This is a genomic window from Methylobacterium sp. JK268 (assembly GCF_054052225.1).
Genome location: NZ_JBSVZN010000006.1, coordinates 116,307 through 129,160, shown reverse-complemented (window position 1 = coordinate 129,160; position 12,854 = coordinate 116,307). Strand labels below are relative to the sequence as shown.

The following is a 12,854-nucleotide window of genomic DNA, read 5'->3' as shown; positions in this document are numbered from 1 at the left end:
CGGGAGAGCCATGATGCCGAGCCCCCTGCCCTTGCGGGACGCCGCGCCTCTCCACCGGCTGCTCTACCGCAGCGAGGCGGCCCTTCCCGGCCGCGAGGCCCTGATCGACCGGGACCTCGACGGCATCGTCGCGGCCTCCCAGGCCCGCAACGCCGCGGCCGGGCTCACCGGCGCGCTGCTTCACGTGCGCGGCACCTTCCTGCAGGTGCTGGAAGGGCCGCTGCCCGCCCTCGAAGCCACCTTCGAGCGGATCTGCTGCGACCTGCGCCACCGCCGGGTGGTGCTCCTCGAACTCACCCCGGCCGAGACGCGCCTGTTCGGGGCGTGGTCGATGACCCGGGTGACGCCCGGGGCGGCGATCGACGGCCTGCTCCCCTCGGCGGCGGTGCTGCAGGAGTCCGGCGCGGACAGCATCTCGGCCCGCGCGACGGTGGACCTCATGCGCGCGCTGCTCCTGTCAGGGGGCGAAGCGGCCGGGAGAGCGGCAGCGCATCCCCGCGCGGCGGGCTGACGGGAGCCGATCGCCGTCGCCACGACGGGCCCTCTTGCAGATCTGATATATCAGCTTATGGTCCGGCTGCAGGAAGCCCCTTCGCGACCGGCGCAGCCTGCGCTGACGGGTGAGGGGACGGGGCGGATGCCGGGCGGGTCCAAGGCGACGATGCGCAAGGCGCGACATCGCCGGCCCGCGGCGCGAAGGCCGGACCGGGCCCCCTCGGCCGCCGCGGTGATCCGGCAGGCCCTGCACGCGGAGATCGCCTCCCTCGCCCTCCTGCCCGGCGCCCCGATCCGCGAGAAGGAGGTGGCGGCCCGGTTCGGCGTCAGCCGCACGCCGGTCCACGAGGCCGTGCTGCGCCTCGCCGACGAGGGGCTGGTCGAGATCTTCCCGCAGGCGGGCACCTTCGTGGCCCGCATTCCCTATCGCGACCTGCCCGAGGGCATCGTGATCCGCCGCGCACTGGAGGAGGCGAGCGCGCGTCTCGCCGCCGCGAATGCGGGAAGCGACCACCTCGCGGCCCTCGACGGGACCATGGCGGCCCTGCGCGACGCGGGCGAGGCCGCCGACCGCGAGGCCTTCCACCAGCACGACGAGGCGTTCCACGCGGGCGTCGCGCGGGCGGCCGGCTACCCGGGCCTGTGGCGGCTGACCCGGCAGGTGAAAATCCAGGTCGACCGCTTCCGCCGCCTCACCCTGCCCCAGCCGGGCCGGCTCGCGCGGGTGCTGGGGGAGCACGGGGCAGTGCTCGACGCCATCCGGGCGCGGGACGCCGCCGCGGCGGGGGCCGCCATGAGCGCGCATCTCGACGGGCTCCTCGCCGATCTCGGCGGCATCGCCGGCCTCAACCCCGACTATTTCGACATGTCCGGCCGGCCCGGGCCGGATGATTCCGCGGAGGACGCATGACGATCGAGATCCGGCAGGTCCCTCATCCGGAGGCCGTGCGCGGCTTCGACACCGCGACGCTGCGCCGCCACTTCCTGATCGAGCGGCTGTTCGCGCCCGGCGAGGTGCTGCTGACCTACAGCTACATCGACCGCCTGGTGGTGGGCGGCGCCATGCCGGCGGGAGGGCCCCTCGCCCTGCCGACCCCGCGGGCGGTGGGCACCGATTCCTTCCTGGCGCGGCGGGAGCTCGGCGCGATCAATGTCGGGGGCCCCGGCCGCGTGCGGGTCGGCGGACAGGCCCACGAGGTCGGGACGCGGGACGCCCTCTACGTCGGCATGGGCGCCGGCGAGGTGGCGTTCGAGAGCCTCGACCCCGCGCGGCCGGCGAAATTCTACCTCGTCAGCACCCCGGCCCACGCGGCGCACCCGACCGCGCTGATCCGGCAGGAGGAGGCGCGCACGATGCAGGTCGGCGACCAGGCCACCAGCAACCGGCGCACGATCCGCCAGTACATCCTGCCGGGGGTCTGCGCCTCCTGCCAGCTCGTGATGGGCCTCACCCAGCTCGAACCCGGCAGCACCTGGAACACCATGCCGTGCCACACCCACGACCGGCGCTCCGAGGTCTACCTCTACTTCGACCTCGCGGCCGAGGCGCGCGTGTTCCACCTGATGGGCGAGCCGCAGGAGACCCGCCACCTCGTGGTGGCGGACGGGCAGGCGGTGCTCTCGCCCGGCTGGTCGATCCATTCGGGGGTCGGCACCAGCCACTACGCCTTCATCTGGGCGATGGGCGGCGACAACCAGGACTACACGGACATGGACATGGTCGCCATGGGCGACCTGCGGTGAGGGCGGACACCATGACGAATCCCTTCGACTTCACCGGCCGCAAGGCCGTCGTCACGGGCGCCAATACCGGCCTCGGCCAGGGCATCGCGGTGGCTTTGGCGCAGGCGGGCGCCGACATCGTGGCGGTCGGCCGCTCGGACATGGGCGAGACCCGCGAGGCGGTGGCGGCGACGGGCCGGGGCTTCCAGGTCATCACCGCCGACCTCGCCAGCCTGGAGCCGGTGCCGCGCATCGTCGCGGAGGCGAGCGAGGGCGGGCGGGTCGACATCCTGGTCAACAACGCCGGCACGATCCGCCGCGGCGCCGCCCTCGACTTCACGGAGGCCGACTGGGACGCGGTGCTCGACGTGAACCTGAAGGCGGTGTTCTTCCTGTCCCAGGGCTTCGCCCGCCGCATGGTCGCGGACGAGGGCGGCGGCCGCATCATCCACGTCGCCTCGATGATGTCCTTCCAGGGGGGCATCCGCATCGCCTCCTACACGGCGGCGAAGAGCGGGCTTGCCGGCCTCACCCGGCTGATGGCGAACGAGTGGGCGCCCCTCGGCATCAACGTCAACGCCATCGCGCCGGGCTACTTCGCCACCAACAACACCGCGCCCCTGCGCGCCGACCCGGAGCGCAACGGCCAGATCCTGGCGCGCATCCCGGCCGCGCGCTGGGGCGAGCCGCGGGACCTCGGGGGCGCCGCCGTCTTCCTCGCCTCGCCGGCCGCCGCCTACGTGCACGGCATCCTGCTGCCGGTGGACGGCGGCTGGCTGGCGCGCTGACGCGCCCCGGGGCGAGCCGGAACATCGGCCCCGGGCGGGGGTTGCGTCGGCACGGCCCGTCGCCCCCGGAGGCCCCATGACCGACCTGCGCCGCGCCAGCGTTGTGATCACCGGCGCGTCGAGCGGCATCGGCCGCGCGGCGTCCCTCGCCTTCGCGCGCAGGGGCGCCCGCCTCGCCCTGGCGAGCCGCCGCCGCGAGGCGCTGGATGAGGTGGCGCGGGAGTGCCGCAGCCTCGGCGGCGAGGCACTCGCGGTGCCGACCGACGTGACGGATCCGGACGCCGTCGAGGCCCTCGCCCGGGCGGCGATGGACGCCTACGGGCGCCTCGACGTCTGGATCAACAACGCCGGGACCGGAGTGTTCGGACCGTTCCAGGACGTGCCCCTCGACCTCCACCGCCGCACCATCGCGGTCAACCTCCTCGACGGGGTCCACGGCGCCTCCGCGGCCCTGCCCGTCTTCCTGCGCCAGGGCCACGGCACGCTGATCACGACCATCTCGATCGGGGGCTGGGCGCCCGCGCCCTTCGCGGCCGCCTCCCCGGCGGGCAAGTTCGGCCTGCGCGGCTTCACCGCGAGCCTGCGCCGGGAACTCCGCCGCCATCCCCGCATCCACGTCTGCTCGGTCTTCCCCGCCATGGTCGACACGCCGGGGCTGGAGCACGGCGCCGACGTCTCGGGCCGGCCCGTCGATCCCGGGCCGCTCGTCTCCGCGCCGGAGGACGTGGCCGAGACCATTGTGCAGCTCGCCCGTCACCCGCGGGACGAGGTCGCGGGGGGCTGCCTCGCCGAGGCCACCGACGGGTTGGTGCCGGGCCCGACCGAGCACCGGATGGGGCTGGCGGTCCACGCCGCCCTCGACCGGGCGCGGCCGGCACCGGTCAGCCAGGGGACCGTCCGTGAGCCCCGCCGCCAGCCGCCGCGGACGAGCGGCGGCTGGCGCGCGAGGACGCGCCTGCCCTCGGCCCGCGCGCTCGGCACGGTCGGCGCCGTGATGGGCGCGGCGGGCCTGATGATCCTCGCCTCGACGCGCCCTGCGCGCGGGGGGTGAGCAACGCCGATTTCCGCATCGCAAAGCAATCGACCGGACGTCGCACGAGGCCCCAATCGGCTTGCCCCCCCGCACGCGCTCCGGCACACCGGGCCGGGAGCCGCCGGTGCGGCGCAGGTGAGCGGATGGCGTTGGTCAAGAAGGCGAAGCTCGCGGCCCGCACCGCCCCCGCCGATCCCGCGCCCGACGCGCAACCCGCCCCCGCCGCGCCCCCGCCCCAAGTGCCGCGCCGCCGCGCCGCGCCCCGGGCGGGGGCGCGCGAGAAGGCAGCCGAGCGCCTCGCCGCCGCCACCCACGAACTCGCCGCCGGGCTCGGCGAGGCCTCGGCGGCGGCCGAGGAGCTGCGCCGGGCCATGGCGGAGATCGCGGGCGGCGCCGCCGACGCCGCGGACGCCGCGCAGGAATCGCTGGCGGCGGTCGTCGCCATGGCCGAGCGCCTCGCCGAGGCCCGCGCGCGCGCGGACGAATCCCGCCAGCGCACCGGCGCCTTCCAGGCCCTGCTGATCGAGGCGAACGCCCAGGTCGCGCAATCCGTCGCGGCGATCGAGGCCAATGCGGCGCGCCAGACCGGCATCGTCGCCAGCGTGGAGGAACTGGAGCGCGGCGCGACCACGATCGGCGAGGTCACGGGCGCCGTCGGCGCGGTGGCCGAGCAGACGAGCCTGCTCGCCCTCAACGCCGCCATCGAGGCGGTGCGGGCCGGGGCGGAGGGGCGCGGCTTCACCATCGTGGCGGACGAGGTCCGGGCGCTGGCCGAGACCGCCGAGGGCAATGCCCGCGACGTGGGCGGCCTCGCCGAGGCGATCGTCGGCGAGGTGCGGGGCATCGGCGCGACCGTCCGGGAGGGCGCCGCCCGCGCGGGGCAGGATGCCGCCGCGGGCGGGCGCGTCTCCGCGGCGCTGGAGGAGGCGCGGGTCGGGCTCGGCGTGGTGGCGGACGGCAGCCAGGCGATCCTCGCCACGGCCATCGAGGCCGACACCATGGTCCGGGAGGCCCGGGCGGGGGCCGAGCAGATCGCCGCGGCCGCCGACGAGCAGGCCACGGCTGCCGCCCAGGCGCAGGGCGCGGTGGCGCAGCAGAGCCTCTCCCTCGAAGGAAGCCAGGGCACCGCGCGGGACCTCTCGGGCCTCTCGGAGACGCTGCGGCGGCGCGGCGAGCGGACGGCAGCGCCCGAGGAGATCGCGACCCGGGCCGAGAGCCTGGCGGCGGCGATCCAGGAACTCTCCGGCGCCGCCACCGAGATCCTGGCGGCGGTCGACCAGATCAGCCGCGGCACCGCGGTCCAGAGCGCGGCGGCCCGCCAGTCGAGCACCGCCATGGCCGAGGTGGAACGCGGCGCCGACCGCGCCCGCGAGACCGCCACCACGGTCCTCGGACGCGTGGCGACGCTCGGCGCGGCGATCCGCGCCATCCGCGAGACGATCGGCGGCCTGTCGGAGGGCGCCGCGCGGGGCCTCGACGGGACCCGGGCCTGCCTCGACCGGGTGACCGCCCTCGAAGCCCGCAACCGGGACATCGCGACCATCGTCGACGGGCTCGCCCTGGTGGCGGCGCAGATCGGCATGCTGGCGGTGACCGGCGCCATCGAGGCGGCCCGGGCGGGCACGGGCGGGGACGGCTTCGCGGTGGTCTCGGGCGACATCCGCGCCCTCGCCCGCGAGGCCGCGGGCCGGGCCGAGCGGATCCGCGGCACCGTGCGGGCGATCCAGGACGGCGCGGCGGCGGTCCGGCGCGCCCTGGAGCAGGTCGCCGCCGCCGCCGAGGCCGAGGTGCTGCGCAGCCGCGCGCTGATGGACACGCTCGCGGCCGTAGCGGAGGACGTGCGGGAGATGGAGGGGGCCAACGCGGCGATCGCCGAGGGCGCCGGCGCGATCCTGGCCGCTGCCCGCGAGACGTCGCGGGGGGCCGAGCGCATCGCCGCGGCGGCCGAGCAGGCCGACCGCGCTGCCGCCGAGGCGGCGATGGCCGCGCGGGAGCAGGCGCGGGGGGCCGAGGATCTCGCCGCCGCCGTGGAGGAGATCGCCGCCCTCTCCGACCTCCTGCGGGGCGCGCGTGGCTGAGGGCGGGCGCTTCCTGCATCTCGCCCTCGGGGAGGACCGCTTCGCCCTGCCGGCCGGGCTCGTCCGGGAGGTCGTGCGGCCGGGACCCGTCACTCGGCTGCCGGGCCGGCCGGAGGCGCTGGCGGGGCTCGCCAACCACCGCGGCGCGGCGCTGCCCGTCCTCGACCTCGCCCGGCTGCTCGGCCGCCGCCCCTGCCCCTCCGGGCGGCTCGTCGTCGCGCGGGCCGGCGAGACCGTGGGGCTCCTGGTCGGGCGCGTCCTCGGCCTCGCCTCCGGGACCGACGGGGCCGAGACCCTCGACCTCACGCGGCTCCTCGCGGGCATGGCCCCGCCGCGCCGGCCCCCGCCGGGAGCGCCGCGAATCGCCGACCGCCCTGCCGCCCGCGAGGCGGCCGCCATCACCGCCCTGCTGCGCCTGCGGGGCGCCGGCCGGCCCTGCGCGGTGCCCCTCGACGCCGTGGAGGAGATCGCGGCCCTGCCGCCCGATTTTCGCCCCGCACCGGGCCCGCACGCCGCCGCTCTCGGCCGCATGGCGTGGCGCGGCGGGGCGCTGCCGCTCCTCTCGCTCGACGCCATCCTCGGCGCGGACGCGGCCCCGACCGGCCCGTCGCACCGCGTCGCCATCCTGCGCGGGGCGGCGGGACCCGTCGGCCTCGTCGCCGCCGCGGTCGGGCCGGTGCTGCGCCTCGCGCGGGAGGCCGTCGATCCCTTGCCGCGGGCCCTGCGGCGGAGCGCGGGCGCCGTCGCGGCGGTGGCGCGGCTCGACGACGGCGACCTGCTGCCGGTCCTCGCCGCGGACCGCCTCGCCGCGGAGGCGGGCGGCCGGGAGGAGCCCGCACCCGGGCCGGCCCTGGCACCGCGCGAAGCGCCGATCCTCGTCGTCCGGATCGCCGGGCGGGATTACGGCCTGCCCGCCGCCGCCGTGAGCGAGGTGCTGCGGGCGCCCGCCGCCGCGACCCGCCTGCCCGGCGCGCCCGCCGCCTGCCTCGGCCTCGTTGCCCTGCGCGGGGAGGCGCTGCCGGTCTACGACCTGCGCGCCGGCCTCGGCCATCCGCCGGGTCCGGCGGCGCCGGACCGGCGGCTCCTCGTCCTCGACGGCGCGGACCCGGTCGGGCTCGTGGTCGATTCCGTGCTCGGCCTGCGGGCAGCGTCCCGCGACGGCGGCCCCGCGCCGGACCTCCTCGACCCGGCGTCTTTGCGCTTCGGCCTCGCCCGGGCGCGGCCTCCCGCACCCTCGCGCCGGGAGGATGCGGGATGATCCGGCTCCTCGTCGTGGACGATTCCGCGCTGATGCGGAAGGTGATCTCCGGGATCTTCGCGGCCGAGGGCGACGTCGAGGTCGCGGCCGCCCGCGACTGCGCGGAGGCCCTCGACGCCCTCGACCGCTTCCGGCCCGACGTGATCACCCTCGACGTGACGATGCCGGGCGTCGACGGGCTCGCCTGCCTGGACCGGATCATGCTGGAGCGGCCCTGCCCGGTGGTGATGCTCTCCGCCCTCACGGCGGAGGGCGCCGAGATCAGCCTCGACGCGCTCGCCCGCGGGGCGGTCGACGTGGTCGCCAAGCCCGAGGGCGTCGCCTCGCTCACCCGCGACGCCCTGGCGCCGGTCCTGGTGCAGAAGGTGCGGGCGGCCGCCCAGGTGCGGCTGTCGCCGGCGCGGCGGCTCGCCGCCCGGATGCGCGCCCGCTACGCCGCGCTGCCCGGTGCCCCGCTGCGCGGCCCCGGCGCGCCGGATCCGGCCCCCGCGCCGGGCGGGACGCCGCCGGGCCTCGTCCTCGTCGGCTGCTCGACCGGAGGACCGAGCGCCCTCGACGCGCTCCTCTCCGGGCTGCCGGCCGGCTTCCCCTGGCCGATCCTGATCGCCCAGCACATGCCGCGGGCCTTCACGGGGCCGCTGGCGCGCCGCCTCGACGGGGTCTGCGCCCTGCCGGTGGAGGAGGTGGCGCGGCCGGCACCCCTCCTCCCCGGCCGGGTCTATGTCGGGCGCGGCGACACCGATCTCGTCGTGGCGCTCCGGCCCGCCGGCCTCGTGGCGGCGCCGGCCCCCGCCCATCCCGACCATCCCTGGCATCCGAGCGTCGACCGCCTCGTCGACAGCGCGCTCGCCCATCTCGACGCCGCGCGGCTGGTGGGTATCCTGATGACCGGGATGGGACGCGACGGCGCCCGGGCCATGGCGACGCTGCGGGCCGGGGGCGGGCGGACCATCGCGGAAGCCGAGGAGACGGCCGTGGTCTGGGGCATGCCCGGCGAGCTGGTGCGGGCGGGCGGGGCGAGCCGGGTCGCACCCCTCGACGCGATCGCCGCCGAACTCCTCGCGCTCGTGACCTCATGAGTCCGGTGACCTGATGCCCCTCGTGCGCCGCGACCCGCCGGGCGAATCCCCGCCCGGCCCCGCCGATCTCGCGGCCCCCGCGCCCGAGGGCCGGCTCGCCGCCGCCCGGGCTTCGTCCGGCGATCCGGCGGCCGCGGAGGCCCTGGGGGCCGCGCTCGGCCGCGAGACCGTGCCCCGGGTGCGCGAGGCGCTGCTCGCCGCCCTCATCGCCTGCGGGGAGCCGGGCGCCGCGGCGCTCGCGCGCCATCTCGGCGCGGCGGATGCGGCTTTGCGCAACGCCTGCGTCGAGGCGCTCCAGGAGATGCCCGATTCCGTGCGGCCCCTGCTTCCCGCCCTGCTCGCGGATCCCGACCCGGACCTGCGCCTGCTCGCGGCCGGGATCGCCCGGACGCAGCCGCCCGGGACCGCCACCGCCCTGCTGGTCCGGCTCCTCGCCGCCGAGCCGCACCCGAATGTCTGCGGCGCGGCGATCGAGGTGCTGGCCGAGACCGGCACCCCGGCCGCGATCCCGGCCCTGCGCGCGGCCCGCGCGCGCTTCGCCGCCGAGCCCTTCCTGCCGGGGGCGATCGACCTCGTCCTCGCCCGCCTCGCCGAGGCGCCGTGACCGAGCCCGCCCCCGTCCTGTCGGCGGCCGACTTCGCGCGCTTCTGCGAGTTCGTGTACCGGCGCACGGGCCTGCGCTTCACGGAGGCGCGGCGGAGCTTCGTCGAGCGGCGCGTGGAGGAGCGGATGCGGGCCGCCGGGACCCCGGATTTCTTCGTCTATCTCGACCGCCTGCGGGCCGGGACGGGCGGCGAGGTCGAGCACCTGATCAACGCGCTCACCGTCAACGAGACCTACTTCTTCCGCGAGGAGTACCAGCTGCGCTGCCTCACGGCCTCGCTGATGGACCGCGTGACCGCGGCGAAGCCGCCCGGCGCGACGATCCGGATCTGGTCGATGCCCTGCGCGACCGGCGAGGAGCCCTACTCGATCGCGATCTGGCTGCTGGAGCACTGGCCCGCGGTCGACCGCTACGAGGTCGAGATCGTCGGCTCGGACATCGACACGGCGGTGCTCGCCGCCGCCGCCGCGGGCCTCTACGGGGAGCGGGCGCTGATGCGGCTGCCGCCCGACCTCGTCGCCCGCTACTTCGAGCAGGAGGCCGGGCCGCCCGCCCCGCGCTGGCGGCTCATCCCGGAGATGCGCGACTCGGTGCGGTTCTCGGCCTGCAACCTCACGGACCGGCACGCCATGGCGGCGGAGGGCCGGTTCGACGTCGTGTTCTGCCGCAACGTGCTGATCTACTTCGACGACGTCTCCCGTCGATGCGCCGCCGACCACCTCTACGGGGCCCTCGAACCCGGCGGGTTCCTGTGCCTGGGCCACACCGAGTCGATGAGCCGGATCTCGCCGCTGTTCCACGTCTGCCGCTATGCGGACGCGATCGTCTACCGGCGGCCGCAGGAGGACGCGCATGGCTGAGGCCGCTCCCCCGCCCCGCATCCTCGTCGTGGACGACGCGGGCCTCGTGCGGCGCTACTACCGCGACGTGCTGGAGGCGGCGGGGTTCCGGGTGGAGGAGGCGATCAACGGCATCGAGGCCCTGGAGCGGCTGCTCGTGGATCCCTACGACCTGCTGGTCGTGGACGTGAACATGCCGAAGATGGACGGCCTCACCTTCCTGCGCGCCCTGCGCCGCCGGGAGGCGCCTCTGCGCGGGCTGCCCGTCCTGGTCACCAGCACCGAGGCCGGTCCGGGCGACCGGGAGGCGGCGCGCGCGGCGGGGGCCAACTTCTACCTCGTGAAGCCGATCGCCGCCGACGTGCTCGCCGCCCACGTCCTCGCCCTGAGCGGGCGGCGCCCGTGACCGGCCGGCCCGTCGACGACCTCCTGGAGCCGTTCCTGGCCGAGGCGCGCGAGCTGATCGACGGCGCCGCCGAGGATCTCGTGGCGCTCGCCGCGGCGCCCGGGGACGGCGCGAGGCTCGACAGGGTCTTCCGCGCCTTCCACACGCTCAAGGGATCGGTCGGCCTGTTCGACTTCCCGCCCTTCCTCGCCCTGCTGCACGCGGCCGAGGACGGGCTCGCCGCGGCGCGGGACGGGCGGGCCGGGAGCGGGGACGACCTCGCCGACCTCGCCCTCGAAGCCCTCGACGCGGCGTCGCGCTTCACGGATGCCATCGCGGCGGGCGGCGCGCTGCCGCCGGGGGCCGCACAGGAGGCCGACCGGATCGCCGCCCGCTTCCGGGGGGGCCTCGCGCCGCGGGCACCCTCAGCGCTGGGCCCGGCCGAAATCCCGGACGGCCCCGTGCCGCCCTGGGCGGAGGCGCTCCTCGCGCGGGCGGAGCCGGTCGCGCCCGGCTCGCCGCTCGTCGCCCTCCTCTACCGGCCGCGGGAGGATTGCTTCTTCTCGGGCGACGACCCGCTCGGCCTCGTGCGCGGCGTGCCGGGGCTGCTCGCGGTCACGGTGGCGCCCGCGGGTCCCTGGCCCGCGGACCAGGATCCCTTCGCCTGCACCCTCGCCATCGCGCTCCTCAGCGCGGCGCCGCGGCCGGAGATCGACGCGGTGATCCGCCTCGTGCGCGATCAGGTCACGGCGGTCGCCCTCGTCGCGCCCGCCGCCCCTCCCCCGCCCGACCTCACGGCCGCGATCCTGCGCGAGCAGCTCCGCCTCGCCGCGGCCGACCCCGGGGAGGCCGGGGCCGGCACGCGCGAGGCCGCCGCCGCGACCGCCGCCAACGCCCTGCGGGCGGCCGGGCGGGAGGCCGCCGCGCGGGCCTGCCGGTTCGCCGCCACCGAGGGCGGTGAGGCCCTCGCCGGCCGCCTGGCGGCGCTGCTCGACGCGCCGGACGCGCCCTCCGGGCCGCAGTATCAGCCCGACCTCGCGGGCGGGCAGGAGGCCGCGGAGGCTGAGGCTGCCGAGGTGGGCCGTCCGCTGCGGGTGGAGGCGGCCCGGATCGACGGGCTGGTGGCCCTGGCGGGCGACCTCGTGGCCGCGCGCAACGGGCTCGCGCACCTCGCCGCACGGGCCGAGGCCGGGGAGGCGGCCGCCGCCCTCGCCCCCGCCCTGCGCGAGGCCGAGGCGCGGATCGGCCGGCTCTCCGGCGACCTGCATCGCGGCCTCGCGGCCCTGCGCCTCGTGCCCCTCGCCCCGCTCTTCCGCCGCTTCGCCCGCCCCCTGCGCGAGATCGCCCGCGGGCTCGGCAAGGAGGTCGTCCTGGAGAGCGAGGGCGGCGCGGTCGGCGCCGACCGCGCCCTCGTCGACGCCCTGTTCGAGCCCCTGCTCCACGTCCTGCGCAACGCCGTCGATCACGGGCTGGAGCCGCCGGAGGCGCGGCGCCGGGCCGGCAAGCCGGAGGCCGGGCACATCGGCCTGCGGGCGCAGATCGTCGGCGAGACCCTCGCCGTCACCGTCTCGGACGACGGGCGGGGCATCTACCCGGAGCGGATCCGCGAACGGGCGGCCGCCCTCGGGCTTCACCCGCCCGGGACCCTCGCGGCGATGCGCGACGCGGAGGTCATCGACCTCGTCTTCGCGCCCGGCTTCTCGACGGCGGAGCGGGTGAGCGATCTCTCGGGCCGCGGCGTCGGCATGGACGCGGTGCGGGCCTCCGTCGCGCGCCTCTCCGGCCGGGTGGAGATCGAGAGCGCGGTCGGCCGCGGCACCGTGATCCGCCTCCTGCTGCCGCAGCGGATCGCGCTCACCCGGATCATGCGGGTCGGCATCGGCGACGAGGAGTACGGCCTGCCCCTCGACGCCGTGGTCGAGGCCGCCCGCCTGCCGCGCGAGCGCATCCGGGACCTGGGCCCGGGCGCCGCCGCGCTGCTGCGCGGGCGGACCGTGCCGATCCTGCGCCTCGCCGACCTCCTCGGTCTGGCGCCGGCGCCCGCGGCGCCCTCCGGGGAGGCGCTCCTCGTCGTGCTGCGATCCGGGCCCGAGACCATCGCGGTCGAGGTCGACCGATTCGGCGAGCGCCTCGACGCCCTCACCCGTCCGCTCGCGGGGCTCGCGGCGACGCCCGGGGTGGCCGGCACGACGCTGCTCGGCGACGGTCGCGTGCTCGTGGTCCTCGATCCGCCCGGCCTCGTGGCGGCGGCCGTCGGGCACGAGGAGGACGGCCGATGAGCATGCGCCCGGACCCGGAGGATCCCGGCCTGATCCTCCTCGAAGGCGTCTGCCCGGTGGAGGAGGCCGAGAGCCTCGCCGCCCACCTCCTGGCGAATCCGGGCGCGAGGGTCGACTGGCGCGCCTGCACGCGGCTGCACACCGCCATCCTCCAGGTGATCCTCCGGCTGCGTCCGCCCCTGCGTGGACCCTGCGGCGATCCTTTCGTCGCGCGCTGGCTCGATCCCGACGCGTTCACGTGAGTTAACAGTCCGGGACGATGTCCATCGCGGGTCTCGATTGCGGCTTCACCTC

At 77.3% G+C, this 12,854-nt stretch carries 13 protein-coding genes; all 13 read left to right on the top strand.

The features are described 5' to 3' along the window. Window positions 1-10: 10 nt before the first annotated feature. The 13 genes from ACW9J6_RS08360 (at window position 11) to ACW9J6_RS08300 (ending at window position 12,802) form a co-directional block, all read left to right on the top strand. On the top strand, window positions 11-511 hold the full coding sequence (locus ACW9J6_RS08360; RefSeq protein ID WP_457115996.1) for a BLUF domain-containing protein: 501 nt from the start codon (window positions 11-13) through the stop codon (window positions 509-511). Window positions 512-637: 126 nt separating this feature from the next. After that, window positions 638-1,405, top strand: coding sequence for a GntR family transcriptional regulator (locus ACW9J6_RS08355; RefSeq protein WP_457115995.1), 768 nt, complete (start codon window positions 638-640; stop codon window positions 1,403-1,405). After that, window positions 1,402-2,238 (top strand): 5-dehydro-4-deoxy-D-glucuronate isomerase, encoded by an 837-nt coding sequence (gene kduI, locus ACW9J6_RS08350; protein WP_457115994.1) that lies wholly within the window; start codon window positions 1,402-1,404, stop codon window positions 2,236-2,238. Before ACW9J6_RS08355 ends, kduI begins: the two co-directional genes overlap by 4 nt. 11 nt (window positions 2,239-2,249) lie before the next feature. Continuing rightward, window positions 2,250-3,005 (top strand): 2-dehydro-3-deoxy-D-gluconate 5-dehydrogenase KduD, encoded by a 756-nt coding sequence (gene kduD, locus ACW9J6_RS08345; RefSeq protein ID WP_457115993.1) that lies wholly within the window; start codon window positions 2,250-2,252, stop codon window positions 3,003-3,005. Between the two features lie 76 nt (window positions 3,006-3,081). Then, the gene (locus ACW9J6_RS08340; RefSeq protein ID WP_457115992.1) at window positions 3,082-4,056 is read left to right on the top strand and encodes an SDR family oxidoreductase; all 975 of its coding nucleotides are present in this window, start codon (window positions 3,082-3,084) and stop codon (window positions 4,054-4,056) included. A gap of 125 nt (window positions 4,057-4,181) precedes the next feature. Beyond that, window positions 4,182-6,116, top strand: coding sequence for a methyl-accepting chemotaxis protein (locus ACW9J6_RS08335; RefSeq protein ID WP_457115991.1), 1,935 nt, complete (start codon window positions 4,182-4,184; stop codon window positions 6,114-6,116). After that, window positions 6,109-7,374, top strand: a complete 1,266-nt coding sequence (locus ACW9J6_RS08330) for a chemotaxis protein CheW (protein WP_457115990.1) — start codon at window positions 6,109-6,111, stop codon at window positions 7,372-7,374. The genes ACW9J6_RS08335 and ACW9J6_RS08330 overlap by 8 nt, the downstream gene beginning before the upstream one ends. After that, complete coding sequence (gene cheB / locus ACW9J6_RS08325; RefSeq protein WP_457115989.1) at window positions 7,371-8,453, top strand: chemotaxis-specific protein-glutamate methyltransferase CheB; 1,083 nt, start codon at window positions 7,371-7,373, stop codon at window positions 8,451-8,453. The genes ACW9J6_RS08330 and cheB overlap by 4 nt, the downstream gene beginning before the upstream one ends. 13 nt (window positions 8,454-8,466) lie before the next feature. After that, a complete protein-coding gene (locus ACW9J6_RS08320) occupies window positions 8,467-9,057 on the top strand; it encodes a HEAT repeat domain-containing protein (protein ID WP_457115988.1) in 591 nt (196 codons plus the stop codon). Further along, window positions 9,054-9,917, top strand: coding sequence for a CheR family methyltransferase (locus tag ACW9J6_RS08315; protein WP_457115987.1), 864 nt, complete (start codon window positions 9,054-9,056; stop codon window positions 9,915-9,917). The genes ACW9J6_RS08320 and ACW9J6_RS08315 overlap by 4 nt, the downstream gene beginning before the upstream one ends. Then, the gene (locus tag ACW9J6_RS08310; RefSeq protein ID WP_457115986.1) at window positions 9,910-10,302 is read left to right on the top strand and encodes a response regulator; all 393 of its coding nucleotides are present in this window, start codon (window positions 9,910-9,912) and stop codon (window positions 10,300-10,302) included. The genes ACW9J6_RS08315 and ACW9J6_RS08310 overlap by 8 nt, the downstream gene beginning before the upstream one ends. Continuing rightward, entirely contained in the window at window positions 10,299-12,560 is a 2,262-nt protein-coding gene (locus ACW9J6_RS08305) for a chemotaxis protein CheA (RefSeq protein ID WP_457115985.1), read from the top strand. Before ACW9J6_RS08310 ends, ACW9J6_RS08305 begins: the two co-directional genes overlap by 4 nt. After that, entirely contained in the window at window positions 12,557-12,802 is a 246-nt protein-coding gene (locus ACW9J6_RS08300) for a hypothetical protein (RefSeq protein ID WP_457115984.1), read from the top strand. The genes ACW9J6_RS08305 and ACW9J6_RS08300 overlap by 4 nt, the downstream gene beginning before the upstream one ends. The last annotated feature ends 52 nt before the right edge of the window (window positions 12,803-12,854 follow it).